21 protein-coding genes and 1 pseudogene are annotated in these 26,391 nt (G+C 72.7%); 10 read left to right on the top strand and 12 right to left on the bottom strand.

Going from position 1 to position 26,391, the window contains the following annotated elements; genetic code table 11:
• The first annotated feature begins 45 nt into the window (after positions 1–45).
• Positions 46–1,415 (top strand): annotated as a pseudogene (locus tag OG904_RS16060) (DEAD/DEAH box helicase).
• A 1,023-nt stretch (positions 1,416–2,438) separates the two neighbouring features.
• Here OG904_RS16060 and OG904_RS16055 read toward each other — a convergent pair.
• From OG904_RS16055 to ssd, 7 genes are all read right to left on the bottom strand, one after another.
• Complete coding sequence (locus OG904_RS16055; protein ID WP_405491468.1) at positions 2,439–2,810, bottom strand: Rv3654c family TadE-like protein; 372 nt, start codon at positions 2,808–2,810, stop codon at positions 2,439–2,441.
• A 412-nt stretch (positions 2,811–3,222) separates the two neighbouring features.
• Positions 3,223–3,552 (bottom strand): TadE family type IV pilus minor pilin, encoded by a 330-nt coding sequence (locus OG904_RS16050; RefSeq protein WP_405491466.1) that lies wholly within the window; start codon positions 3,550–3,552, stop codon positions 3,223–3,225.
• 10 nt (positions 3,553–3,562) lie between these two features.
• A complete protein-coding gene (locus tag OG904_RS16045; protein WP_112447489.1) occupies positions 3,563–3,760 on the bottom strand; it encodes a DUF4244 domain-containing protein in 198 nt (65 codons plus the stop codon).
• A 75-nt stretch (positions 3,761–3,835) separates the two neighbouring features.
• Complete coding sequence (locus tag OG904_RS16040; RefSeq protein WP_405491463.1) at positions 3,836–4,615, bottom strand: type II secretion system F family protein; 780 nt, start codon at positions 4,613–4,615, stop codon at positions 3,836–3,838.
• Complete coding sequence (locus OG904_RS16035) at positions 4,612–5,496, bottom strand: type II secretion system F family protein (protein ID WP_405491461.1); 885 nt, start codon at positions 5,494–5,496, stop codon at positions 4,612–4,614. Before OG904_RS16035 ends, OG904_RS16040 begins: the two co-directional genes overlap by 4 nt.
• Entirely contained in the window at positions 5,493–6,641 is a 1,149-nt protein-coding gene (locus OG904_RS16030; protein ID WP_405491459.1) for a TadA family conjugal transfer-associated ATPase, read from the bottom strand. The genes OG904_RS16035 and OG904_RS16030 overlap by 4 nt, the downstream gene beginning before the upstream one ends.
• On the bottom strand, positions 6,638–7,843 hold the full coding sequence (gene ssd, locus OG904_RS16025) for a septum site-determining protein Ssd (protein ID WP_405498049.1): 1,206 nt from the start codon (positions 7,841–7,843) through the stop codon (positions 6,638–6,640). The genes OG904_RS16030 and ssd overlap by 4 nt, the downstream gene beginning before the upstream one ends.
• A 490-nt stretch (positions 7,844–8,333) precedes the next feature.
• Here ssd and OG904_RS16020 point away from each other — a divergent pair, with 490 nt between their 5' ends.
• A complete protein-coding gene (locus tag OG904_RS16020; RefSeq protein WP_405491457.1) occupies positions 8,334–9,203 on the top strand; it encodes an HAD family hydrolase in 870 nt (289 codons plus the stop codon).
• A gap of 461 nt (positions 9,204–9,664) precedes the next feature.
• On the opposite strand, the gene OG904_RS16015 is transcribed toward OG904_RS16020, so the two are convergent.
• A complete protein-coding gene (locus OG904_RS16015) occupies positions 9,665–10,525 on the bottom strand; it encodes an oxidoreductase (RefSeq protein WP_405491455.1) in 861 nt (286 codons plus the stop codon).
• A 109-nt stretch (positions 10,526–10,634) separates the two neighbouring features.
• Between OG904_RS16015 and OG904_RS16010 the strand changes: the two genes are divergently transcribed.
• Complete coding sequence (locus tag OG904_RS16010; protein ID WP_405491453.1) at positions 10,635–11,645, top strand: ATP-binding protein; 1,011 nt, start codon at positions 10,635–10,637, stop codon at positions 11,643–11,645.
• On the opposite strand, the gene OG904_RS16005 is transcribed toward OG904_RS16010, so the two are convergent.
• Positions 11,599–12,948 carry a hypothetical protein gene (locus OG904_RS16005; protein WP_405491451.1) on the bottom strand — a complete coding sequence of 450 codons (1,350 nt, stop codon included), beginning with the start codon at positions 12,946–12,948 and terminating at the stop codon, positions 11,599–11,601. The two genes, OG904_RS16010 and OG904_RS16005, sit on opposite strands and share 47 nt — an antisense overlap.
• A gap of 234 nt (positions 12,949–13,182) precedes the next feature.
• Here OG904_RS16005 and OG904_RS16000 point away from each other — a divergent pair, with 234 nt between their 5' ends.
• From OG904_RS16000 to OG904_RS15980, 5 genes are all read left to right on the top strand, one after another.
• Positions 13,183–15,591 carry a SulP family inorganic anion transporter gene (locus OG904_RS16000; RefSeq protein WP_405491449.1) on the top strand — a complete coding sequence of 803 codons (2,409 nt, stop codon included), beginning with the start codon at positions 13,183–13,185 and terminating at the stop codon, positions 15,589–15,591.
• 175 nt (positions 15,592–15,766) lie between these two features.
• Entirely contained in the window at positions 15,767–17,770 is a 2,004-nt protein-coding gene (gene acs, locus OG904_RS15995; RefSeq protein ID WP_405491447.1) for an acetate--CoA ligase, read from the top strand.
• Between the two features lie 291 nt (positions 17,771–18,061).
• Positions 18,062–19,495, top strand: coding sequence for a Na+/H+ antiporter NhaA (nhaA, locus tag OG904_RS15990; RefSeq protein ID WP_405491445.1), 1,434 nt, complete (start codon positions 18,062–18,064; stop codon positions 19,493–19,495).
• Between the two features lie 53 nt (positions 19,496–19,548).
• Entirely contained in the window at positions 19,549–20,007 is a 459-nt protein-coding gene (locus OG904_RS15985; protein WP_405491443.1) for a phage holin family protein, read from the top strand.
• A complete protein-coding gene (locus OG904_RS15980; RefSeq protein WP_405491441.1) occupies positions 20,004–20,999 on the top strand; it encodes an alpha/beta fold hydrolase in 996 nt (331 codons plus the stop codon). The genes OG904_RS15985 and OG904_RS15980 overlap by 4 nt, the downstream gene beginning before the upstream one ends.
• 408 nt (positions 21,000–21,407) lie before the next feature.
• Here the strand turns inward: OG904_RS15980 and OG904_RS15975 are convergent, their stop codons facing one another.
• From OG904_RS15975 to nth, 3 genes are all read right to left on the bottom strand, one after another.
• On the bottom strand, positions 21,408–22,610 hold the full coding sequence (locus OG904_RS15975) for a MarP family serine protease (protein WP_405491439.1): 1,203 nt from the start codon (positions 22,608–22,610) through the stop codon (positions 21,408–21,410).
• Between the two features lie 13 nt (positions 22,611–22,623).
• On the bottom strand, positions 22,624–23,421 hold the full coding sequence (locus OG904_RS15970; RefSeq protein ID WP_405491437.1) for an NUDIX hydrolase: 798 nt from the start codon (positions 23,419–23,421) through the stop codon (positions 22,624–22,626).
• Between the two features lie 89 nt (positions 23,422–23,510).
• Positions 23,511–24,314 carry an endonuclease III gene (gene nth, locus OG904_RS15965; RefSeq protein WP_405491435.1) on the bottom strand — a complete coding sequence of 268 codons (804 nt, stop codon included), beginning with the start codon at positions 24,312–24,314 and terminating at the stop codon, positions 23,511–23,513.
• A gap of 397 nt (positions 24,315–24,711) precedes the next feature.
• On the opposite strand from nth, the gene OG904_RS15960 reads away from it, so the two are divergent.
• Together OG904_RS15960 and OG904_RS15955 are read left to right on the top strand one after the other, a co-directional pair.
• Positions 24,712–25,386 carry a Crp/Fnr family transcriptional regulator gene (locus OG904_RS15960; RefSeq protein ID WP_003981529.1) on the top strand — a complete coding sequence of 225 codons (675 nt, stop codon included), beginning with the start codon at positions 24,712–24,714 and terminating at the stop codon, positions 25,384–25,386.
• Between the two features lie 114 nt (positions 25,387–25,500).
• Positions 25,501–26,310, top strand: coding sequence for a nucleotidyltransferase domain-containing protein (locus tag OG904_RS15955; protein ID WP_405491433.1), 810 nt, complete (start codon positions 25,501–25,503; stop codon positions 26,308–26,310).
• Positions 26,311–26,391 lie beyond the last annotated feature (81 nt).

Genomic DNA, 26,391 nt, shown 5'->3' with positions numbered 1-26,391 from the left:
CCGGCAGGCGCGCACGACGCCTTCTGACCATTGTCCCGCACGCCGGTGACACACTCGGTTCCAATGGCCAACACTCACCGTCCCGGTCCGCCCACGGCACCCGAGGACATCAGACCCACCCCCGGCACGGTCCTGGACCGGCTGTCACGGGGGTCTTCCCGGGCTGCGCGCATCACCCATACGGAGCACTTGCCCCCTCGGGAGGGTCGTCATGCGGTCTGGCCCGATCGCATCCGAACTGATGTCGTAGCCGCGATTGCCGCCGCCGGGATCGACCATCCGTGGGAACACCAGGCCGCCGCCGCCGAGCACGCCCTCGACGGCGAATCCGTGGTCGTCGCCACGGGCACCGCCTCGGGCAAGTCCCTGGCCTACCTCGCGCCCGTGCTCTCCGCCCTCGCCGACGGTGCCGAGGCGCCCAACGGCAGGGGCGCGACCGCCCTGTACCTGGCCCCGACCAAGGCCCTGGCCGCCGACCAGCGCCGCGCCGTACGGGAACTGGCCGGCCCGCTCGGCAACGCCGTCCGGCCCGCCGTCTACGACGGGGACACCCCCGTCGAGGAGCGCGAGTGGGTGCGCCAGTACGCCAACTACGTCCTCACCAACCCCGACATGCTGCACCGCGGGATCCTCCCGGCCCACCCCCGCTGGGCCTCCTTCCTGCGGGCCCTGCGCTACGTCGTGATCGACGAGTGCCACACCTACCGGGGCGTCTTCGGCTCACACGTCGCCCAGGTCCTGCGGCGGCTGCGGCGGCTGTGCGCCCGCTACGGCTCCGATCCCGTCTTCCTGCTGGCCTCCGCCACCGCGAGCGACCCGGCCACCGCCGCCTCCAGGCTGACCGGCCTGCCGGTGGTGGAGGTCTCCGACGACGCCTCCCCGCGCGGCGAGGTCGTCTTCGCCCTGTGGGAGCCGCCCCTGACCGACCTCAAGGGCGAGAAGGCGAGGTCCTCGGCGAGGCCAAGCTGGACCTGCCGCCGCGCACCCTGCGCACCCGGGCCGTGTGGTGGACGGTCACCGAGGACCAGCTCGACGAGGCCCGGATCAACCCGGAGATCCTCGGCGGCGCCCTGCACGCCGCCGAGCACGCCTCGATCGGCCTGCTCCCGCTCTTCGCCACCTGCGACCGCTGGGACATCGGCGGAGTCTCCGTCCCGCTGCATCCCGACACCCTCCTCCCGACGGTCTTCGTCTACGACGGCCACCCGGGCGGCGCCGGCTTCGCGGAGCGCGCCTTCCACACGGCCCGCGCCTGGCTGACGGCGACCCGCGACGCGATCGCCGCCTGCGAATGCGAGGCCGGCTGCCCGTCCTGCATCCAGTCCCCGAAATGCGGCAACGGCAACGACCCCCTCCACAAGCGCGGCGCCATCCGCCTCCTCACCCACCTCCTCTCAGAACCCCCACCCCCCTGACCCCCAGACCCGGCCGCCCCCACACCCGCCCCGGCCCGGCGGCCCCCGCCCGAGTGCCCACCTGACCACTCCGGAGCCCCACACCCGAGTGCCCGCCTGACCACCTTCATCCCCACCCACATCCGCGCCCCGCGACCTTGCCGCCCCGTCCTAGGGCCTACCCGGCCAGCCTCTTTCCCCCTGCGCTCACCGGCCTGACCGCAACCCTCACAGCCCCGCACAGCAGCGCACCTGAGCGCCCACCAGCCGCGCGCAAGCACCTGCCCGGCGCCCCCGCAGCCCGGGGCCTTGGGCCCACCTGCCCGGCAGACCCCGCAGCCCCACCCGAGGGCCCACCTGCCCGGCAGACCCCGCAGCCCCACCCGAGGGCCCGCCTGCCCGGCCTCCTCCCCCACGCACACACCGGCCCGACCGGACCCTGCCGCGCCCACGAGGGCGCGCGCGAGCACCCTCCAACCCCACGCACGCACCGGCCTCGCGACCCTCGCCGCCCCCGCGCACGGGTGCGTATCCGACAGGCCCCGGCCCCGAGCCCGGCAGCCCCGGACGGAGGCGCTGAGAGGGCAGCTCGCGAGATGCGGGTACCGGTCCGGCACCGCTCACCCGGATGGGGGCGGGAGGGGCCCGGCAGGTGCCCCACAGGCCGCCACAGCACCCCTCCCGGCCTCGGGCGGGCACCGGTATCCGAGTGCCGGCCAACCCAGGCCGGCCGGCACTCCAGGGGGCACCACCGTTCCCCGCAGCACGACCGGGCGGGTGGGCGGGTCAGCCACCGCTACCGGGCCCCGCTCTTCGCACCAGGCGCAGGCGGCGAACGGCCGGGGCCGCTCGCCACCGACGACGGCTCGGCCGCTCCGTCCGCGGACGGCCCGGGTCGAGGCTCCATCCGCGGACGGAGCCTCGGTGCGGGTCGTATCCGGGCCGTGTCCGGGGCGCGGACCCGGGCCGGGAGAACCAAACATGGACCTCCCGCCGAATGGCTGATTGTCGACGCTGCGGAGGGCCTCGGGGCCGATCGGACGGTCATCGGCGGTCGCCAGCCAGCGGCGGGCCCGCGCGGGAGCGCACGGGCGGCCCGAAGGGACCTGTCGGGGCACGGGCCGTGACCTCCACGACCTCGCCCGTCACCACACACCCGACGATCCGCGCACCCTGTGCCACAGCCACCCGTGTCGCCGTGGCACAGGCGGCCTCCGGGCCGTGGGACCAGCTGACCGCCGCCGCGAGTGCGGCCAGATCGGCCGCCGCCGCGGCCCGGTGGCGCGCCACCACCGCCTGCCCCAGCAGGAGCACCCCGCCGAACACCGCCACCAACACGGTCGCCACCACCACACCCCACACCGTGGCCGACCCCCGCTCCCGCCCACCCGCAAGCCCCCGGCCCCAGCTCCGCACCCGACCCCCGCCCCTGTCCCTATCCCGGATCAAGACCCACCCCCATGCGCGTCCCCGTCCACGGCCCATGACTTGGACCCGTCCGCGGCCCCAGAGCCGGCCCGAGACCCGGCCCCGGCCCCGGCCCCGGCCCCGGCCCCGGGCCCGGGCCTGACCCCGGAGCAAGCCCAAGCCCCAGCCCAAGCCCCAGCCCGAGCCCCAGGCCTGGCCCCGGCCCCGGCCCAAGCCCCAGGCCCGGCCCGGCCCCGGAGCCAACCCAAGCCCAAGCCCAAGCCCCGGCCCTGGGCCTCGAACCCGGCCCAGGCCCCGGCTCGCACTCCGTCCAGCCCGTGGTGGTCGTCCCGTAACAACGCCCGGGCGCGCCCGCGGTCCCCACCCGGAACCCCGGCGAGGTCCCCGGGCTGCGACCCGGTCATGGCGGTGGTCCCACGGTGTCTTCGGCCAGAGCGGACGCCGCAGCTGTGAGGTGGATAGGCAGGGCGGCCGGGCCCGGGGCGGGGGCCGATACGCGGACCTGCCAGAGGTCACCGGTGCGTGACAGCTCCACCCGCGCCCCGGCCGGGGCGGCCGCCTCGGCCGCCGCCACCGCAGCGCCCGGAGGTTCGGACCGGGCCGCCGCCCGGGCACCGGCCCGGGCGGCGTCCACACACCGGATCTGCGCGGCGGCCGCCATCAACGCCCACACCAGCAGCGCTGCGAAGAGCACCAGCGCCGGAATCACCACTGCCGCCTCAGCCGTCACATATCCCCGGTCAGAACGGCGCATCGAGTGCCTTCCCGATGGTCGACTGAAGTGCCGTCGAGACCACTTCGCTCGTGACCACCTTGTACAGAACGGCCGCGAACGCACATGCCGCGATCGTGCCCATGGCGTATTCCGAAGTGGACATTCCCGCGTCGCCCGCACGGCCCCTCAGCGCCGCCCGAACACGAAACCAGATGATCCTCATGACAACCTCCCGTTGATTCAGCTTTTTGACGTGATCTCAGACAGCCGTCCCCGAAGCCGATTTCGGGCGGCCATTTCAGGTGCCGGACAGAAGATCGGAAGCCATTCCGATCACCACCGGCGCCACACCCAGCGCGAGGAAAGCGGGCAGGAAACACAAACCCACCGGTGCGGTGACGAGGACCGCCGCCCGCTGCGCCCGGGCTCCCGCCCGCCGCGCCCGGTCGGCCCGGAGCATGGAGGCGATGCGGGAGACCGGTTCGGCGGCCGGCGCCCCCGTACGGGCGGAGCGCTCCAGGCATTCGGCCAGCGCGCGGGCGCCCGGTATCTCCGCCAACCTCCCCCACGCGGCGCCCGGTTCGCCGCCGAGCCGCAGCTCCGCCCCGGCCGTCGCCAGCCGCTCGCCCACGGGGCCGCCCAGCGACTCCCCCACCACCTCGGCGGCGTCCACCGGCCCGGCTCCGGCCGCCAGGCAGGCGGCGAGCAGGTCGGCGGCGAAGGGGAGCTGGTGCTCCACCTCACCCGGGTCCACCCCGGTGGCGGGCCCGGGCCGCGCGAGCCACCACCGGACCCCGAGGGCCGCCGCGCAGCCGGCCACCACACCCGCGGGGCCGCCGATCAGCACCCAGAGCGCGGCCAGCACTCCGGCCGGACCGGCCCAGGCCGCCACCCCGCCGCGCAGCCGGGGTCCGAACAGCGGTCGCCGCATCGCCGCTTCCACCGCGAGCAGGCTCGTGAGCCGGCGCCGGGCCGCCCGCTCCCGGATCCGTGCCGCCACCGCCGATGCCGTGCACAGCGCCACCGCCGCGAAGCACAGCGCCATCCCCAGCCTGTGGATCGCGAAGCCGTCCTTCATCGCTCCCCCGCCCACACGATCCGCCGGCACCACAGCAGCCCCAGGGCCTCCAGCACCCCGCCCGCCAGCAGGCAGCCCCACCCCACCGGGGTGTGCAGGAGCACCCGCAGCGGATCGGCCCCCAGTCCGGTACCGATCAGCAGGCCGACCCCGGGCAGCAGGGCCAGCACCCCCGTCGTCGATCTGGCCCCCGCCAGCTGGGCGCGCAGCGACTCCTCCCGGTCCCGCTCCGCCCGCAACGCCCCTTCCAGCCGGTCCAGTCCGGCGGCCAGCCCCGCGCCCCCGTCGACGGAGACCCGCCAGCAGGCCGCCATCGCGGCCAGCCCTTCCGCGCCGGGCTCCCGGGCCGCCAGCCGCAGCGCCCCGGCCACGTCCCCGCCGAAGGCCGCCGCCGCCAGCACCCCGGCCTCCGCGGCTCCCGGCCCGCCGGGGCCGGACACCGTCCGGCGCATGGCCGCCGTCAGCGCCTGGCCGGGCTGGGCTCCGGCGCGCAGCTCGCCCACCACCGCGCCGCACAGCGCGGCCACTTCGGCGGCCCGCGCCGCCCGGGCCCGCGCCCGCTCCCGGGCCCGCAGCCACCGGCGCACCAGCGGCAGCGCCGCCGCCCCGGCCAGCAGCGGGATCACCGACCCGCCGAGCAACGCGAGCAGCAGCCCGGCCCCGAGGCAGGCCCACTCCCGGCGGCGCGCCGCCCGGATCCGGACGCCGATCACCAGCCGCTCCCAGCGCACCGGCCCGGCCGGTACCACCGGGCCCGCCCCGGCCAGCACCACCCTGGCCCGCCGCGACACCCTGTCGCCGCCGGCCAGTGACCAGGCGGCCGCCCCGGCGCACAGCACCCCGGCGAACACCGGCACCGGCACCACCGCCGCGGCGCTCACCGGGCACCTCCGAGGAGGGGGCGCAGCCGCTCCCAGCCCCGCTCCCGTACGAATCCCCGCGCGGCCCAGCGCAGCGCGGGCACGGTGACCACGAGCCCGGCGGGGTCCCGCTCCAGCACGTGCACCTCGGCGACCCGGCGCCGGCCGGCCCGGTCCCGTACGAGGTGGACCACCAGGGTCAGGGCGGCCGCCAACTGGCTGTGCAGGGCCGCCCGGTCGAGCCCGGCGGCCGTCCCGAGGGCCTCCAGCCGGGCCGGTACGTGGGCGGCGGCATTGGCATGAACCGTGCCACAGCCTCCCTCGTGGCCCGTATTGAGGGCGGCGAGCAGGTCCGCGACCTCGGCTCCCCGGACCTCGCCGACGACGAGACGGTCGGGCCTCATCCGCAGGGCCTGGCGGACCAGGTCGGCGAGGGTGACCAGACCGGCGCCCTCCTGATTGGCCGGCCGGGTCTCCAGGCGCACCACGTGCGGATGGTCGGGCCGCAGCTCGGCCGAGTCCTCGGCGAGCACGATCCGCTCCCCGGGGCCGACCAGTCCCAGCAGGGCGCTGAGCAGGGTGGTCTTGCCGGTGCCGGTCCCTCCGGAGATGAGGAACGACAGGCGGGCCTCCACCATGTCCCGGAGCAGCCGCTGCCCGCCGGGCGGGAGCGTCCCGGCCGTCACCAGTTCCTCGAGGGTGAACGCGCGCGGCCGCACCACCCGCAGGGAGAGGTACGCCGATCCGACGGCCACCGGAGGCAGTACGGCGTGCAGCCGGGTGCCGTCCGGCATCCGGGCGTCGACCCAGGGCCGGGCGTCGTCGAGGCGGCGCCCGGCGACGGAGGCGAGCCGCTGGGCGAGCCTGCGCACGGACTCGGGGTCGGCGAAGGTCACCCCGGTCAGCTCCAGCCCGCCACCGCGATCCACCCACACCCGGTCGGGGGCCGCCACCAGGACGTCGGTGACCTCGGGGTCGGCGAGCAGGGGTTCCAGGGGGCCCGCGCCGACCAGCTCGGAGCGCAACTCGGCGGCGACCCCCAGTACTTCCGCGTCGCCCAGCAGCCGGCCCTGTGCCCGCAGGGCCGCGGCCACCCTGGCCGGTGTGGGCTCCGCCCCGCTCTCGGCGAGCCGCTGGCGCACCGCGTCGAGCAGTACGGCGCTCATGCCGTCACCCCCTGGGCGGAGCCGAGCGCGCGCTGCCAGAAGCCGTCGCAGAAGCGGGCGAGGGCGCCCCGGCCGTGCGCTCCCGGCGGCTCGCCCTCGGCCACCCGGCCCGGGAGCCCCACCTCGACCGGAACTTCGCCGGCCAGCGGCACCCCCAGCAGCCCGGCGACGGCTTCCGCGTCGAGTCCGCCGGGGACGCGGCCCCGTACGACCACGCGGACGTCGCGGGCCACCATCCGCACTCCGGCGGCCACCCGGCCGGCCGCCGCCACCGACCGGAGCTCGCCCCGCACCACCATCAGCACCAGGTCCAGCTGCGCCAGCACCTCGGCCACGGCTTCGTCGACCCGGCGCGGCAGGTCGACCACGACGACCCCGCCCCGGCGGCGCGCGGCGGCCAGCACCGAGCGCATCGCGGCGGGCGGCACCACCACCCGGTCCCCCCGGTCCCAGCTGAGCACCCGCAGGGCGTGCAGCTCGGGCAGGGATTCCGCCAGGGCTCCGGCGCCGACCCGGCCGCGGGACGCGGCGAAGTCGGGCCAGCGCAGCCCTTCGGCGGTTTCGCCCCCGAGCAGCACGTCCATGCCGCCCCCGAGGGGGTCCGCGTCGATGAGGATGGTCCGCTCCCCGGCCCGGGCGGCCCGCAGGGCCAGGGCGCAGGCGAGGGTGGAGGCTCCGGCGCCGCCGCTGCCCCCGATGACCCCGACCGCGAGGGCGGGCCGCCCGGCTCCCTCGACGACATCGGCGATGCGGTCGACGAGCCTGCTCTCTGCGTCGGGGAGGGTCAGGACCTCCTCGGCGCCGATCTCCACCGCCAGCTGCCACACATGGGGGTCGTCCAGATCGCGGCCGACGAGGAAGACCCCACCGCGCCGGGGTGCGCCGCGCACCCGCCGTGCGGCGTCGGCACCGACCAGCACGAGCGGCGCCGACTCCCAGCCGACACCCGCGACACCCGCGGCGCCACCGCCGCTACCGGCACCGCTCCCCTCACTGCCACCACCGACTCCAGCTGCACCACCGCCACCACCGGTTCCGCTTTGCTCGGGCACCGCGTGCTGCACATGCGGCTCGGCTCCCGCCGCGGCGCACAGCCGCAGCAGGTCGTCGAGCAGCAGGGGGTCCTCGGTGATGATCAGCGGTCGTCCGCCGGCGGGCAGGGCCCCTCCGGCACCGGGATTCGGCCTGCCCCCGCCCGCCACCGCGAGATCCCGGACTTCACACGACTTCGATCCAGCCACGATCTCCGCCTCCTTCTCACCGCAAATCCAGCGCCGCGGACTTCGCGGCCGGAATCACCGTGACGGGATCGGGAAAAAGAAGTGGATCTTGATCGCAAACCGTGGACAGCCGCCCCATTGTGAATAACCCGCTCACCCCAACAGGTGAGTTCCGGAGCGCGCCGGAACGACTACGCACCGTGACGAGTTCGAGAGGTGAGGGCCTTCGCCGCGCGGGCCCCAGGAAGAGCGGGGTACCGGGGAATGAACCACTTGGGGTCGAAGGCAGGGACGCGAACCGCGTCCGGACATGCGACGACCCCCGCCGGGGGGGAGAGCGGGGGTCGTCCCCACGGTCCGACTCGGGGGGGGAGGAGCCAGACCGGGTTAGCACGGTCGCGAACGATCCGTGACTTCCATGGTGTACCCGAGAGGCTTCTCAGGCAAACCCACGCGCCGCACTTTACGCCGAATGGTGGGCGCATATGCTCGGGTCGTGGAAAATCAGCCCTTGCCGCACTCCTTGCCTCGCACCGCAGCCTTCTTCGACCTGGACAAGACGGTCATTGCGAAGTCGAGCACTCTGACGTTCAGCAAGTCCTTCTACCAGGGCGGCCTGATCAACCGAAGGGCCGTGCTGCGCACCGCCTACACCCAGTTCATCTATCTGGCCGGCGGCGCCGACCACGATCAGATGGAGCGGATGCGGGAGTACCTGTCCGCCCTCTGCAAGGGGTGGAACGTGCAGCAGGTCCGGGAGATCGTCGCCGAGACCCTTCACGACCTCATCGACCCGCTGATCTACGACGAGGCCGCGTCCCTCATCGAGGCCCACCACACGGCGGGCCGCGACGTGGTGATCGTGTCCACCTCCGGCGCCGAAGTCGTCGAGCCCATCGGGGAGATGCTGGGCGCCGACCGGGTCGTCGCCACCCGGATGGTCGTGGGCGAGGACGGCTGCTTCACCGGGGAGATCGAGTACTACGCCTACGGCCCCACGAAGGCGGAGGCCGTCCGCGAGCTCGCGGAGTCCGAGGGGTACGACCTCTCACGCTGCTACGCGTACAGCGACTCGGTCACCGACATCCCGATGCTGGAGGCGGTCGGACATCCGCACGCGGTCAATCCCGACCGGGCGCTGCGGCGGGAGGCAACGGCGCGGGAGTGGCCGGTGCTGGTCTTCAACCGGCCGGTGCGGCTGAAGCAGCGGGTACCGGGGCTGTCGATGCCCGCGCGGCCGGCACTGGTCGCCGCCGCGGCAGTGGGCGCGGCCGCGGCCACCGCCGGACTGGTCTGGTACGCGAGCCGGCGGCGCGCGCTCGCCGCTGCCGCGCTGTCCTGACCAGACGCGACCCGACCCGGCCCGGCCAGACGTGACCCCGCCTGGCCTGGCCTGACCTGACCTGACCTGACCTGACCTGACCTGCAAGGACACAGGCTGTCCGATAAGTGCGGAGATGTCCCTGAATGCAAAGAAATGCGGCCAGGGGTTTCGCTCGGCACCGAAGCGGAGTACAAAGGAGTCAACGGCCCGCGAGACCAAAGAACATCCGAGAGGATCATCTTTAAAACGCAGTAAGGCCCACGGACCGAAGCATGAACGCCGAGCACCCACGCGACGTCGACCCGTCGATTACGGGCCAGCCGCACCAGGTAACGGGCAAAGTCCCCGACCTGATGGGCAACTATCGAGGACGCTTGGTAACTGGGCGTAAGTGCCAGCGGCGACACCAGAGCGGTACGGTGTCGCCGCAACCCATTGCCCGCCGCCCCGCGTTACGGCGCCCACGGGCCAGGCCCCGGTCAGGCCGCGCCGCGCTGGAGCGCCTCGCAGACCGCCGTCGATTCGCGGACTCCGAGCTCGATCGCGCGGCCGCAGTGCGCGATCCAGGCCGACATCCCCTCCGCGGTCCCCGAGACGTAGCCCCCGAAGGCCTCCAGGTAGGCGTCCCGGCCCTGTTCCGCGTGACCGACCTCCGCCGGACAGATCGCCTTCGGGTCCAGACCGCTGTTGATCAGCACGATCCGCTCCGCCGTCCGCGCCACCAGGCCGTTGTACGAGCCGAACGGACGCAGCGCGAGCAGCTCGCCGTGCACCACCGCCGCCGTGACCAGGGCCGGTGCCGAGCCACCCGCGATGATCAGCCCGGAGAGCCCCTCCAGCCGGCCCGCCACCTCCTGCGCGTCCGGGAGGGGCAGGTCGATCAGCGGCTCGTCCACCGGTTCGCCGGCCAGGCGCGGCCGGCCGACCGTGTCACCGTCGGCCGTGGAGCCCGAGGCCACCAGGTGGAGCCGCGCCAGGACCCGTAGCGGCGACTGGCGCCAGATGCTCAGCAGCTGACCCGCCTCCGCCGTCAGGCGCAGGGCGGCTCCCACCGCGCGGGCCTCCGGCTCCGAACCGAAGTCGGACCGCCGGCGGACCTCTTCCAGCGCCCAGTCCGCCCCCGACAGGGCCGCGCTCCCGCGCGCTCCGCGCAGCGCGGCCTCCGAGGCGACCGCCCCGGAGCGGCGGCGCATGACGCGGTGGCCGTAGACCCGGTCCACGGCCTTGCGCACGGAATCCACGGACTCGGAGACGCCGGGAAGACCGGCCAGCGGGGCCAGCGGGTCGGCAGGGGCGGAAGCGGCGGAAGGAACGGCGGCGGAACCGGAGGCGCTACTCATAAGTAGGGAGCCTACGCACTGCTCCCCCCTAGCACCGACCCCTCCTTGGAGTGGTCTTCTTCACTCAGGCACACCACACAAAGCCACCAACCCACTACCCTTCGTGAACATGAAGATCGCTTTCGTGGGGAAGGGCGGCAGCGGCAAGACCACGCTGTCCTCCCTTTTCATCCGCCACCTCGCCTCCAATGAAGCCCGTGTCGTCGCGGTGGACGCCGACATCAACCAGCACCTGGGCGCGGCGCTCGGGCTCAGCGAGGACGAGGCGGCCTCGCTGCCCGCGCTGGGCGCGCACCTGCCCCTCATCAAGGACTACCTGCGGGGCTCCAACCCGCGCATCGCGTCCGCCGACACGATGATCAAGACCACTCCGCCCGGCACCGGCTCCCGGCTGCTGCGGGTCGACGAGGACAACCCCGTCTACGAAGCCTGCGCACGCACCGTGCTGCTCGACGGGGAGCCCGTGCGGCTGATGGCCACGGGGCCGTTCACCGAGTCCGACCTCGGGGTGGCCTGCTACCACTCCAAGGTCGGCGCGGTCGAGCTCTGCCTCAACCACCTCGCGGACGGCCCGGACGAGTACGTCGTCGTCGACATGACGGCCGGCTCGGACTCCTTCGCCTCCGGCATGTTCACCCGCTTCGACGTGACCTTCCTGGTGGCCGAACCGACCCGCAAGGGCATCTCCGTCTACCGCCAGTACAAGGAGTACGCGCGGGACTTCGGGATCACCCTCAAGGTCGTCGGCAACAAGGTGCAGGGCCCGGAGGACATCGAGTTCCTCCAGGACGAGGCCGGTGAGGACCTGCTGGTCACCGTCGGGCAGTCGGACTGGGTCCGGGCGATGGAGAAGGGCCGCCCGGCCGCCTTCGAACTGCTGGAGGCCACCAACCGGCTGGCCCTCCAGGCGCTGCAGGACGCGGCGGACGACTCCTACGCGCACCGCGACTGGGTGCGGTACACGGAGCAGATGGTCCACTTCCACCTGCGCAACGCGGAGAGCTGGGGCAACGCGAAGACCGGGGTCGACCTGGCGGAGCAGGTCGACCCCGGTTTCGTCCTACGGGAACTGCTCACTCCTCGTTCTGGCTCGCTCCAGCCGGCTCCGCAGCCGGCTTGACCCCGGCGGGGGCGGCCGGCTTGGCCGGCGGCCCCGCCGTCAGGAACTTGTTCCAGCCCTCCTTCGGCGCCTCGCCGACGTCGAGGGTGCGCATCCACTCAAGGGTCTTGGGGTCCTGGGCGTCCAGCCAGTCCGCCAGCTCGCGGAAGGGCACGCAGCGGACCTCCTTCTGGGTGCACATGGTCTTGATGGAGTCCTCGACGGCGTGCATGTAGGTGCCGCCGTTCCAGGACTCGAAGTGGTTGCCGATGATCAGCGGCGCGCGGTTGCCCTGGTAGGTCCGCTCGAAGGCCTTGACCAGGCCGTCGCGCATCTGCTCACCCCAGTACGCGTGCTGCGAGGGGTCGCCCTGCGTGGTCGTGCCGGACTGGTTGACCAGGTAGTTGTAGTCCATGCTGAGCGTCTCGAAGGCGCGGCCCGGCATGGGCACCAGCTGCAGCGGGATGTCCCAGAGGCCGTCCGTCTTCTTCGGCCAGATCTGCTTGCTGATGCCGCTGGAGTCGTAGCGGAAGCCGCCCATCTCCTTCGCCGCCAGCATGAAGTTCTTCTGGCCTTCGAGGCAGGGGGTGCGGGCCCCGATCATCTCCTTCTCGTAGTCGAAGGGGAGCGCCTCCATGTCCTTGAGGGCGGGCGAGTTCGTCTTCCAGTTCTTGACGAACGACTTCGCCTGGTTGATCTCGCTCTTCCACTCCTCCACGGACCAGGTGCCGACGCCGCCCTCGGGTCCGCAGAAGTGGCCGTTGAAGTGGGTGCCGATCTCATTGCCCTCCAGCCAGGCCCCGCGCACCTGGGTGGCGGTGTCCTTGATGCCCTGGGGGTCACCGAAGCCGATGTCGGAGCGGCCCGAGGAGTGCTGGGGCGCGGTGTAGAGGGACCGCTTCTCCTCCGGGAGCATGTACACGCCGCTGAGGAAGTACGTCATGCGGGCGTTGTACTTCTTGCCGACCTCACGGAAATGCGAGAAGAGCTTCTGACTGTCCTCTCCCGCCCCGTCCCATGAATAGACGACGAACTGCGGCGGCTTTTCGCCGGGCTTCAGCTTCTCCGCCCGCCGTACGTTCGGCTGCAGGCCGGTGTACGAGGTCGAGCCGTCGCCGATGAGCCGCTTTACGCTGCCCGGGGCCGGTCCCTCCGGGGCCGCGGCGCCCTTCTTGGCCGCCTGACCTCCCGGTGACGGCTGCCGGGCGGGCTCCGAGGCACTGCACCCGGCCACTCCCATGACCAGCGCCGTGGCGACCAGACCGCCGGCGATCTTCTTCGTGGCGGTCTTCTTCGTGGCGGTCTTCTTCGTGATGGCAGTCATCCGCCCACCTCTTCCCTCGCAGTTCCATCGCAGGACTTCCGCGCCGCAACGTCCCACGAGGTCCGTTTTTAGGAAGGTGTGACAAGCCGTACTAAATGCTTAATCACTCTTGAGCGCTAATTCCTAGGCCGTTTGACCCCATCTTCTACCGCAGACCTTTACTCTCCATTACCGTTCATTTACCGAGTGTTGAGACTCCCGCCACTTCACCCCTCCCCCGAGGAGACGGGACCTATGACAGCCACCCCCGCACCCACCTCCCCTCCCTCCACCGACGACCGCTCCATCGCCAAAGACCTCTCGGCCTCCATGGCCGTCTTCCTGATCGCCCTGCCGCTGTCCCTCGGCATCGCCCTGGCCACGGGCGCCCCCCTCCAGGCGGGGCTCGTCGCCGCGGCGGCCGGCGGGATCGTGGCCGGACGGCTCGGTGGGGTTCCGCTCCAGGTGAGCGGCCCCGCGACCGGACTCACGGTCGTCACCGCCGACTTGATCCAGCACTACGGGTGGCGCACCACCTGTGCCATCACCGTGCTCGCCGGCTGCTGCCAGCTCGGCCTCGCCGCGCTGCGGACCGCCCGGTCCGCGCTGGTGGTGAGCCCGGCCATCGTCCACGGCATGCTCGCCGGAGTCGGCGTGACGATCGCGCTGGCCCAGCTGCACATCGTGCTCGGCGGCACTCCGCAGAGCTCCGCCCTGGCCAATGTCCGCGGACTGCCCGACCAGTTGGCCGCACTGCACCCCGCCGCACTGGGGGTCAGCGTGCTCACGCTGGCGGTCCTGCTCTGCTGGCCGCGGCTGCCGGGACGAACGGGCCGGACCCTGCGCAAGGTGCCGGCCGCGCTGGCCGCCGTTGCCGTGGCCACGGCCGTCGCCGCCCTCACCGGACTCACGCTGCCCCGCGTGGACCTGCCCTCCTGGCGCAGCCACGCACTGCCCGAACTGCCCGAGGGCCCGGTGCTCGGCATCATCGCCGCCGTCCTGACCGTCACCCTGGTCGGCAGCGTGGAATCCCTGCTCTCGGCCGTCGCCACCGACAAGCTGATCGCCTCCGGGCGCGGCACGGGCGAACGCCCCGCGCGGGCCGACCTCAACCGCGAACTGCGCGGCCAGGGCGCGGCGAACATCGTCTCCGGGGCCCTGGGCGGGCTGCCCGTCGCGGGCGGCGCCGTCCGCAGCATGGCGAACGTCAAGTCCGGTGCCGTCAGCCGCCGGTCGACCATGCTGCACGGACTGTGGGTGCTGCTCGCCGCCGGGCTGCTCGTCCCCGCCCTCGACCTGATCCCGCTGGCCGCGCTGGCCGCGCTGGTGATGGCGGTGGGCGTACAGATGGTGAGCGCCACGCACCTGCGCACGGTCACCCGGCACCGCGAGATCCTGGTCTACGCGACGACCATCGCGGCCGTGGTGCTCGGCGGGGTCCTGGAGGGCGTCGCCATCGGCATCGCGGTGGCCGTCGCCGTGGCCCTGCACCGGCTCGCCCGGACCCGGATCACCATCGAGCAGCTCGACAGCGGGGTCCACCGGGTGTGGGCGCGCGGGCAGTTGACCTTCCTCGCGGTCCCGCGGCTGAGCCGGGCCCTGAACCAGATCCCGCACGACGGGCACGCGGTCATCGAGCTCGACGGCTCGTTCATCGACCACGCCGCCTACGAGACGCTCCAGGACTGGCAGGACTCCCATCTGGCCCACGGGGGCTCGCTGGAGGTCACGGGCCGGTCGGGGGCCAGGATCGCCGAAGCCGAGCAGGCCCAGCGGGCCGAGCTCGCGCAGCGGGAGCAGCGGGGTGCGCAGCGCGGGGACCACCAGTGCTGCCGGCCCTGGACGCCGTGGCAGAACCACTGCGACCACCGGGCCACTGGTGCCCGTACGGCCACCGCGCCCGCCGCCGAGCCCGCCACCGCCACCACCCCGGCGCAGTCCTCGGCCACCGCCAAGATCGCGGCCCCGGCCACGCCCCGCCGGCGCGGCGCCGGGCAACTGGCCAGCGGGATCAGCGCCTTCCAGCGGGACACCGCGCCGCACGTCCGCGACGAGCTGGCCCGGCTGGCCCGTGAGGGGCAGCGCCCCTCGCAGCTCTTCCTCACCTGCGCGGACTCCCGCCTGGTGACCAGCATGATCACGGCCAGCGGACCCGGGGACCTGTTCACCGTCCGCAACGTGGGCAACCTCGTCCCGCTCCCCGGCGCCGAGTCCACGGACGATTCGGTCGCGGCGGCCATCGAGTACGCCGTGGACGTGCTCCAGGTCGACAGCATCACGGTGTGCGGGCACTCGGGGTGCGGGGCCATGCAGGCCCTGCTCAACTCCTCGCCCGGGGCGCCCATGACCCCGCTGCGGCGGTGGCTGCGGCACGGACTGCCGAGCCTGGAGCGGATGGCCAGCCGCCATCACGCCTGGGCCCGGATCTCCGGCCGGCTGCCGGCGGACGCCGTGGAGCAGCTGTGCCTGACCAATGTGGTGCAGCAGCTGGAGCACCTGCGGGCCCACGAATCGGTGGCCCGGCGGCTCGCCGAGGGCACGCTGGAACTGCACGGGATGTACTTCCACGTCGGCGAGGCGCAGGCCTACCTGCTGTCGGAGGGGGAGGACTTCTTCGACTGCCGGGTGTTCGACACCGTCGGCGCTGGTGCGCTGCGCGGCTGAACGGGTAGTGCCGGACCGGGCGGGAGCACGCGAACCGATACGCTCCCGTATCCGTGCCACTCAGTGGCCCCTTCCCCTGCCCTGCAGCGGGAAGGGGCCACTCGCGCGTGGGCCCAGCCGAGTAATAGGTCTACACCAATTTCCGGCAACCCCTTGTCACCTGGGCCATTGACTGATGAGGTATGCCGGGGACACAACGGACACCCTGGGAAAGGGACATGTCGTGAGCAACGAGAGCCTGGCCAATCTGCTCAAGGAGGAGCGGCGGTTCGCACCGCCCGCCGATCTGGCCGCCGCCGCCAATGTGACTGAGGCCGCGTACGCACAGGCCGACGCGGACCGGCTGGGTTTCTGGGCCGAGCAGGCGCGGCGGCTGAGCTGGGACACCGAGCCGACGGAGACGCTCGACTGGACCAACCCGCCCTTCGCGAAGTGGTTCGCGGACGGCAAGCTGAACGTCGCGTACAACTGCGTGGACCGTCACGTCGAAGCCGGCAACGGCGACCGCGTGGCCATCCACTTCGAGGGTGAGCCCGGCGACAGCCGCTCCCTCACCTACGCCGAGCTCAAGGACGAGGTCTCCAAGGCCGCGAACGCCCTGACCGAGCTGGGCGTACAGGCCGGCGACCGCGTCGCCGTCTACCTGCCGATGATCCCCGAGGCGGTCGTCGCGATGCTCGCGTGCGCCCGCGTCGGCGCCGCGCACTCCGTCGTCTTCGGCGGTTTCTCCGCCGACGCCGTCGCCTCCCGCATCCAGGACGCCGACGCCAAGCTGGTCATCACCGCCGACGGCGGCTACCGCCGCGGCAAGCCCTCGGCCCTGAAGCCCGCCATCGACGAGGCCGTCGCCAGGTGCCCGCAGGTCGAGCACGTCCTCGTGGTGCGCCGCACCGGCCAGGACACCGCCTTCACCGAGGGCCGCGACGTCTGGTGGCACGAGATCGTCGAGCGGCAGAGCGCCGAGCACGCGCCACAGGCCTTCGACGCCGAGCACCCGCTCTTCATCCTCTACACCTCGGGGACCACGGGTAAGCCCAAGGGCATCCTGCACACCTCCGGCGGCTACCTCACGCAGGCCTCGTACACCCACCACGCGGTGTTCGACCTGAAGCCGGAGAGCGACGTCTACTGGTGCACCGCCGACATCGGCTGGGTGACCGGGCACTCCTACATCGTCTACGGGCCGCTCGCCAACGGCGCCACCCAGGTGATGTACGAGGGCACGCCGGACACCCCGCACCAGGGCCGGTTCTGGGAGGTCGTGCAGAAGTACGGCGTCACCATCCTCTACACCGCGCCCACGGCGATCCGCACGTTCATGAAGTGGGGCGACGACATCCCCGCGAAGTTCGACCTGTCGAGCCTGCGCGTCCTGGGCTCGGTCGGCGAGCCGATCAACCCCGAGGCCTGGATCTGGTACCGCAAGCACATCGGCGGCGACCGCTGCCCGATCGTGGACACGTGGTGGCAGACCGAGACCGGCGCGATGATGATCTCCCCGCTGCCCGGTGTCACCGAGACCAAGCCCGGTTCGGCGCAGCGCGCGCTGCCCGGAATCTCCGCCACCGTCGTGGACGACGAGGCGAACGAGGTTCCGAACGGCGGTGGCGGCTACCTGGTCCTCACCGAGCCGTGGCCGTCGATGCTCCGCACCATCTGGGGCGACGACCAGCGGTTCATCGACACCTACTGGTCGCGTTTCCCGGGCAAGTACTTCGCGGGCGACGGCGCCAAGAAGGACGACGACGGCGACATCTGGCTGCTCGGCCGGGTGGACGACGTGATGCTGGTCTCCGGTCACAACATCTCGACCACCGAGGTCGAGTCGGCGCTCGTCTCGCACCCCTCGGTCGCCGAGGCGGCGGTCGTCGGCGCGAACGACGAGACCACCGGCCAGGCCATCGTGGCCTTCGTCATCCTGCGCGGCAGCGCCTCGGAGACGGACACCCTGGTCGCGGAACTGCGCAACCACGTGGGCGCCACGCTCGGCCCGATCGCGAAGCCAAAGCGGATCCTGCCCGTGCAGGAGCTGCCGAAGACCCGCTCGGGCAAGATCATGCGCCGGCTGCTGCGCGACGTGGCCGAGAACCGCGCGGTCGGCGACGTCACCACGCTCGCGGACTCCTCGGTCATGGACCTGATCCAGAGCAAGCTGCCGGCCGCCGGCAGCGAGGACTGAGGTCCGGCACCACCCGCACTACCTGCACCACCCGCACCCCCGCAGCACCCGCAGCACCCGCAGCACCCGCAGCACCCGCAGCACCCAGTGGAACAACACCGTGGAAGGGGCATCCCGCGCGCGACGCGCCGGATGTCCCTTTCGCACATAAAGTGACGATCACCGGATACGCCCACGCGTGCACCCTGTAAAGTATTAGACGGTTAAAGAATTACTCCACAGGGTGCGCCGGGAAGTCTGGTCGGCAACGTGCTTCGCCATGCCGTCCAACCCACCCCGGAGGTGCCACCCGTGGCCGCGCCCACCCCCACCGACAACCAGAGCCGCAAGCTCCTCGGCCGCCTGTCGCTGCCCGAGCGCCGCTTCGTGGCCGACGCCCTGCGCGCCGAAACGGTCGGCGGAGTCCTCCTCCTCGTGGCCGCGATCGCCGCACTCATCTGGGCGAACGTGCCCGCCGTCTCGGCGAGCTACGACAGCGTCCGCTCCTTCCACATAGGCCCCGGCGCGCTCGGCCTGGACCTCTCCCTCCAGCACTGGGCCGCCGACGGCCTGCTCGCCGTCTTCTTCTTCGTCGCCGGCATCGAGCTCAAGCGCGAACTCGTCGCGGGCGACCTGCGCGACGCCACGGCGGCCGCGCTGCCCGTCATCGCCGCCATCTGCGGCATGGCCGTGCCCGCGCTGGTCTACGTACTGATCAACGTGCTCGGCAACGGCTCGACCGACGGCTGGGCGGTCCCGACCGCCACCGACATCGCCTTCGCGCTCGCCGTCCTCGCCGTCATCGGCACCTCGCTGCCGTCCGCCCTGCGCGCGTTCCTGCTGACCCTGGCCGTCGTCGACGACCTGTTCGCCATCATGATCATCGCGGTGTTCTTCACCAGCGAGATCAATTTCCTGGCACTGGGCGGCGCCGTCGCGGGCCTGCTCCTCTTCTGGTTCCTGCTGCGCGCCGACGTCCGCGGCTGGTACGTCTACGTCCCGCTCGCCCTGGTGATCTGGGGCCTGATGTACAACAGCGGGGTCCACTCCACCATCGCCGGTGTCGCCATGGGCCTGATGCTGCGCTGCCACCGCAAGGAGGGCGAGGCCCACTCCCCCGGCGAACACATCGAGCACATGGTGCGGCCCGTCTCGGCCGGCCTCGCCGTCCCCCTCTTCGCCCTGCTCTCGGCCGGCGTCTCCCTCTCCGACGAGTCCATCGGCCAGGTCTTCACCCGGCCCGAGACCCTCGGGGTGGTGCTCGGCCTCGTCGTCGGCAAGACGCTCGGCATCTTCGGCGGTACCTGGCTCGCCGCCCGCTTCACCAAGGCCGAACTCAACGACGACCTGGCCTGGCCGGACGTCTTCGCCGTCGCCTCGCTCGCCGGAATCGGCTTCACCGTCTCGCTCCTGATCGGCGAACTGGCCTTCACCGACGACCCCGTCCTCACGGACGAGGTCAAGGCCGCCGTCCTGATCGGCTCGCTCATCGCCGCGATCTTCGCGGGCGTCCTCCTCAAGATGCGCAACCGCAAGTACAGGGCCCTCACCGAGGACGAGGAGCGCGACGAGGACCTCGACGGCATCCCCGACATCTACGAGCAGGACAAGCCGGACTACCACCTGCGGATGGCGAAGATCTACGAGGCCAAGGCCGCGGAGCACCTGCGCAGGGCCGAAGCGGCGGCCGCCGCCGCGGGCGAAGCACCGGGCGGGTCCAGCGCCGACGGCGGCCGTCCGGCATGATCTGACTGACGACAGGACAGCCGTCGCCTGATGGACGACAGAGGGAGAGAGCGATGAGCGCAGTGGACCAAGGGGCCCCAGGAGCCGAGCGCACACTCGGCCAGCTGGTCGCCTCGGCCACCGCCGAGATGTCCGCCCTGGTGCACGACGAGATCGCCCTCGCCAAGGTGGAGATCAAGCAGGACGTCAAGCGCGCGGGGATCGGCAGCGGGGCCGCCATCGCCGCGGGCGTGCTCATCCTCTTCTCCCTGCCGGTGCTGAGCATCGCCGCGGCGTACGGGATCCACAACCTCGGGCTCGGGCTGGCCTGGTCGTTCCTGATCGTCGGGGGCGCGTTCTGGCTGCTCGCGGGACTGGTCGGACTGCTCGCCGTGGTGAAGTTCAAGAAGGTCAAGCCGCCGACGAAGACCATCGCCTCGGTCAAGCAGACCGCGGCCCTCGTCGGCACCGTCAAGCCGCACGCGCGGTCGGTCAGTGACAACGCCGTGGGTGTGGCACGCTCGACCTCATGACAGCCCCCTCGCCGGATTCCGGCACGTCCGGTACTCCCGGCACTCCCGGCACTCCCGGTACGCCCCCCACCGCCGCCACGGCGGCACGGATCGACATCCCCGGCGGGCGGGAAGTGACCCACCGGGACGTCGCGGCCAACGGGGCCCGGTTCCACGTCGCCGAGCTGGGCGACGGACCGCTCGTGCTGCTCCTGCACGGGTTCCCGCAGTTCTGGTGGACGTGGCGGCACCAGCTGACCGCGCTCGCCGACGCCGGCTACCGGGCGGTCGCGATGGACCTGCGCGGGGTGGGCGGCAGCGACCGCACCCCGCGCGGCTACGACCCGGCGAACCTGGCGCTCGACATCACCGGGGTCGTACGGTCCCTCGGCGAGCCCGACGCCGCCCTCGTGGGGCACGACCTGGGCGGCTACCTCGCCTGGACGGCGGCGGTGATGCGGCCCAAGCTGGTGCGCCGGCTGGTGGTGTCCTCGATGCCGCACCCGCGCCGCTGGCGCTCGGCGATGCTGTCCGACTTCGGGCAGACCCGTGCCAGTTCGCACATCTGGGGCTTCCAGCGGCCGTTCGTTCCCGAGCGGCAGCTCGTGGCCGACGGCGGGGCGCTCGTCGGCCAACTGATCCGGGACTGGTCGGGCCCCCGGCTCCCCGAAGAGGACGACGTCGCGGTGTACCAGCGCGCGATGTGCATCCCGTCCACCGCGCACTGCTCGGTGGAGCCGTACCGCTGGATGATGCGCTCCATGGCCCGGCCCGACGGTCTGCAGTTCAACCGGCGCATGAAGCGGCCGGTGCGGGTGCCCACGCTGCACCTGCACGGCTCGCTCGATCCGGTGATGCGGACGCGGAGTGCGGCGGGGTCCGGGGAGTACGTCGAAGCCCCGTACCGCTGGAGGCTGTTCGACGGACTCGGCCACTTCCCGCACGAGGAGGACCCGGTGGCGTTCTCGACCGAGCTGGTCAACTGGCTCAAGGATCCCGAGCCGGACCGCTGAGCCGAGCGGCCGCCGAACGGCCCCGCCAATCGGCTTCACCGAACGACCCAGTCGAACGACTTATATGACAAGCATTCAATTGCCCGGCGCATAGGCCAATTGGCCGCCCCCAACGCGATTACCGACCTTGGGCCCCGGGCACAGCTCGAAGTATGGGCTGGACGCACGACTACGGTGACACCGCACACGAACGCCGCTCGACGGTCACGCCGGGCACGCACAGGGGGCAGGGCCGCGAAGGCTACGACGACCCCCGACTAGGGATTCCGCGCATCCTGCGCAGGCGGGCCCGCTGGGTCTCGGCCCGGCTGAGGCACCAGCGCACGTAAGCGCACCCCCGAAGGGCCGCGGAGGGCCCGCGGGGCCGGCGGAGGGCTCCGTGGCCCTCCGTAGGGCCCCGTAGGGCTTCTAGAGGGCGCAACCCTGGGTGTCGACCCGCCGGTCGGCCGTCTGCCCGATCCGGATGTCCTCGCGGATCTCGTCCGCCGTCAGGGCGTAACCGGTGTTGGGGTCGTCGAGGGACTTCGCGAAGACGACCCCGTACACCCTGCCCTCGGGCGTCAGCAGCGGGCCGCCGGAGTTGCCCTGACGGACCGTCGCGAACAGGGAGTAGACGTCCCTCCGCACGGTTCCCCGGTGGTAGATGTCCGGACCGTTGGCGTTGATCCGGCCGCGGACGCGGGCCGAGCGGATGTCGTACGCACCGTTCTCCGGGAAGCCGGCGACGATCGCGTCGCTCCCGCTCGCCGCGTCCTTGTCGGTGAACTGCAGCGCGGGCGCCTTCAGCTTGGGCACGTCCAGGACGGCGATGTCGCGCGCCCAGTCGTAGAGCACGACCTTGCCGTCGTACAGCTTGCCCTCGCCGCCGACCTGCACGGTCGGCTCGCCGACCCCGCCGACCACGTGCGCGTTGGTCATCACCTTGCCCGGCGCGAAGACGAAGCCGGTGCCCTCCAGCACCTTGCTGCACGAGGGAGCCGTGCCGACGACCTTCACGATCGAGCGCTTGGCGTCCTCGGCCACGGGGCTGTGCGCCAGCGCCGGGTCGGGGGCCTTGACCTCGGTGATCGGCTCGTTGGAGAACGGGCTGAAGACCTGCGGGAAGCCGTTGCGGGCGAGGGTGGAGCTGAAGTCCGAGAACCAGGTGTTCGCCTGCGCCGGGAGCACCCGCGAGACGCCGAGGAGCACCTTGGAGTTGCGGACTTCCTTGCCCAGGGTGGGAAGTGACGTGCCGGCGAGCGCGGATCCGATCAGCCAGGCCACCAGCAGCATCGCGACCACGTTCACCAGGGCGCCGCCCGTCGCGTCGAGCGCGCGGGCCGGGGACCAGGTGATGTGGCGCCGGAGCTTGTTGCCCAGGTGGGTGGTCAGCGCCTGGCCGATCGAGGCACAGATGATGATCACGACCACGGCGATCACCACGACCGTGGTGGACACCTGGGTGCCGTTGTCGGTGACCCGGTCCCAGATCAAGGGCAGCAGGGACACGGCGACGAGACCACCGCCGAGGAAGCCGATCACCGACAGGATGCCGACGACGAACCCCTGGCGGTAGCCGACGACCGCGAACCATACGGCGGCGAGCAGCAACAGGATGTCCAGCACGTTCACATGGGCCACCGTCTCATGCGCGCCAGTCGAGGGGGACTTCCCGCGACCGGTCCCAGGGGCGCTCCCAGCCGGCGAAGTGGAGGATCCGGTCGATCACCCCGGCCGTGAAACCCCAGACCAGAGCGGACTCCACGGTGAAGGCCGGGCCGTGGTAGCCGCGGGGATGCACGGCCGTGACCCGGTGCGCCGGGTCCGTGAGATCGGCCACGGGCACCGTGAAGACGCGGGCGGTCTCGGCCGGGTCGACGGCACCGACCGGGCTGGGGGTGCGCCACCAGCCGAGCACCGGGGTCACGACGAAGCCGCTGACCGGGATGTAGAGCCGGGGCAGCACCCCGAAGAGCTGGACCCCGGCCGGATCCAGACCGGTCTCCTCCTGCGCCTCGCGCAGGGCGGCGCGCAGCGGACCGGTGGTGTGCGGGTCGCCGTCCCCGGGATCGAGGGCGCCGCCGGGGAAGGAGGGCTGGCCGGGGTGCGAGCGCAGGGTGCCGGCCCGCTCCATGAGCAGCAGCTCGGGGCCCCGGGGGCCTTCGCCGAAGAGGATCAGCACGGCGGACTGGCGGCCGCCGCCGTCCTCGGGCGGCAGGAACCGGCTGAGCTGCTGCGGCCGGACCGTCCGCGCCGCCTCGACGACGGGGTCGAGCCAGCCGGGCAGACCGTGGGCGCTCAGGGCCGTACTGCCACCGCCCCGGCCGCCGTCGCCTTGCCCGTCGTACGGGGGCTCGTACGGGGCCTCGTACGGGCCCTCGTACGCGGTGGCCGCGCGCGGCACGGCGGGCTCCGCCCGGTGGTTCTGCGTGGCCCCGGTCATGGGCACCCCTGTCCGTTGTTCCCCACACCCCGGCCAACGCGGCGCGGGTGGCGATTCGTTCCTTACCGGTGCGGCTCCGCTGCCGGGGCTCACATGCCGGCGGGGCCGGGTCTGGCCGGCAGCCCCGGGTAGTCCGGCGGCGGGCTCAGGCGCTGCCCGGGCTGGCCGCCCTTCTCGTACTTCAGCAGCTTCGCCGCCTTCTCCGGGTCGGTCTCGCCCTCCCCGTAGGCCGGGCAGAGCGGGGCGATCGGGCAGGCGCCGCAGGCGGGCTTGCGCGAATGGCAGATCCGGCGGCCGTGGAAGACGACGCGGTGCGAGAGCATCGTCCACTCGCTCTTCGGGAAGATCGCGCAGATCTCCGCCTCGACCTTCTCCGGGTCCTCCTGCTCGGTCCACTTCCAGCGCCGCACCAGCCGCCCGAAGTGGGTGTCGACCGTGATCCCGGGGACTCCGAACGCATTGCCGAGGACGACGTTCGCCGTCTTGCGGCCGACCCCGGGGAGCGTCACCAGGTCCTCGATGCGGCCGGGGACCTCACCGCCGAAGTTGTCGCGCAGCGCCTGCGAGAGGCCGAGGAGGGACTTGGCCTTGGCCCGGAAGAACCCGGTCGGCCGGATGATCTCCTCCAGCGCCTCCGGGACCGCCTGGGCCATGTCCTCGGGGGTCGGGTAGGCGGCGAAGAGGGCCGGGGTCGTCTGGTTCACGCGCAGGTCGGTGGTCTGCGCGGACAGGACGGTGGCGACCAGCAGCTCGAAGGGGTTGCGGAAGTCGAGCTCCGGGTGGGCGTAGGGGTAGACCTCCGCGAGTTCGCGGTTGATCCTGCGCGCCCGCCGCACCATCGCCAGGTGGCTCTCGGGCTTCGCCCCGGCCTTCTTGACCTTGCTCTCTGCCATCCCCGAAGGCTACGCCGCGCAGCCCGTCGGCCGTGGGCGGACGTGACCTCCGCCCGGCCGGGGTTTCTTGGCCGAAGCTTTGCCCTGGAGTGGGGGCGACTGCTCCGGAGGGGCCCCCGCCAAGGTGTGTTCGCCCACGGCTGAATTCGGTGTCTCCGTCACTCCCCCGGACCCCTTGGCCTGTGCTCCCACCGGCCTGTTGGACACCGGGCAGGTCCGGGGCCCACCGGCAACACCCACCCAGGACCTCAGGTAACACCATCCCGATCGGCCTCTCGCCGCACAGCACACCCGTACGTCCGGCATCCTTGTGATGAACGTGATTGATCGCACTGTTTGAGCCGTCCGGCAAAATGGGGGAGCGATCCCCCGGCTGGTCGACATAGGAGAGAGACTCGTGGACGACGTACTGCGGCGTGCCCCGCTCTTCGCGGCGCTCGACGACGAGCAGGCCGCGGAGCTCCGCGCCTCCATGGGCGAGGTGACCCTCGCACGTGGTGACGCCCTGTTCCACGAGGGCGACCCCGGTGACCGGCTGTACGTCGTCACCGAGGGCAAGGTGAAGCTGCACCGCACCTCCCCCGACGGCCGCGAGAACATGCTGGCCGTCCTCGGCCCCGGAGAGCTGATCGGCGAGCTGTCGCTGTTCGACCCGGGCCCGCGCACAGCCACCGCCACCGCGCTGACCGAGGTCAAGCTGCTCGGTCTGGGTCACGGCGACCTCCAGCCCTGGCTGAACGCCCGGCCCGAGGTGGCGACCGCGCTGCTGCGCGCCGTCGCGCGGCGCCTGCGCAAGACCAACGACCAGATGTCCGACCTGGTCTTCTCGGACGTTCCGGGCCGTGTGGCCCGCGCGCTCCTCGACCTGTCGCGCCGCTTCGGCGTGCAGTCGGAGGAGGGCATCCACGTCGTGCACGACCTCACGCAGGAGGAGCTGGCCCAGCTCGTCGGCGCGTCGCGCGAGACCGTGAACAAGGCCCTGGCCGACTTCGCGGGCCGTGGATGGCTCCGCCTGGAGGCCCGCGCGGTCATCCTGCTGGATGTGGAGCGGCTGGCGAAGCGGTCGCGCTGACGCCCGCGGTCACTGGCTTAAGGGGTCCTGCCCGGTCGGGCGGGGCCCCTTTGCCTGTCTGGAATCAGCCCCGGCCGGGGCTGATTCCAGACAGCTCTCGGGCACAGTGGACCCATGGAGCACAAAGGCCTCGACGCATACGGGTACTTCGAGCGCGAGGGGTCCCTCGGGCAGGTGCGGGCCGCCTTCGTGCCGGTCGTCGCCGCCGCGCGCGAGCGGATCGCGGAGGCCTACGGGCCACGGCTGCACAGCGCCTACCTGTACGGGTCCGTGCCGCGCGGGACGGCCCGGCCCGGCCGGTCCGACCTCGACCTGCTGATCGCCCTGCACCACGAGCCCTCCGACGAGGACCGCGACACCACCGAGGTGCTCGCGCGCGCTCTCGACGAGGAGTTCGACGCGATCGACGGGGTCGGCGTCCTGCTGTACGGCAAGGACCGGCTGCTGAGCGAGCAGGAACGTTACGACCTGGGCTGGTTCCTCGCCTGCCTGTGCACCCCGCTGCTCGGCGCCGATCTGGCCGAGCACCTGCCCCGCTACCGCCCGGACGGCCTGCTCGCCCGCGAGACCAACGGCGACCTCGCCGAGCTGCTGCCCCGGGTGCGGGACAGGATCCGGGCGGCGGCCACCCCGGACGAGTACCGCAAGCTGTGCCGGGGGGTCTCCAGGCACCTGGTGCGGACCGGGTTCACGCTCGTCATGCCCCGCTGGGGCGGCTGGACCAGCGACCTCGCCGAATCCGCGGAGGTCTTCGCGCGGTACTACCCCGAGCGCGCCGACCAGATGCGGGCCGCGGCCGCCGCCGCGCTGGACCCGGTCGCGGACCCGGCCGTCCTGCGGGCCTACACGGAGGACCTCGGACCGTGGCTCGCGGAGGAGTACACGGCCCGGCACGGGAGGAAGACGCCCCGCCCGGAGGACTAGACGGCCCCTCCAGCCCCTCCGACCCCGCTCACCCCTCTGGCCCCACTCACCCCTTTGGCCCTTCCCGCCCCGGCAACCCCG

Origin of the sequence: Streptomyces sp. NBC_00096 (genome assembly GCF_045041305.1) — a bacterium.
Lineage (GTDB): Bacteria > Actinomycetota > Actinomycetes > Streptomycetales > Streptomycetaceae > Streptomyces.
Note: the sequence above shows the minus strand (reverse complement) of the source record. Positions and strands in the feature narration are given on the sequence as shown.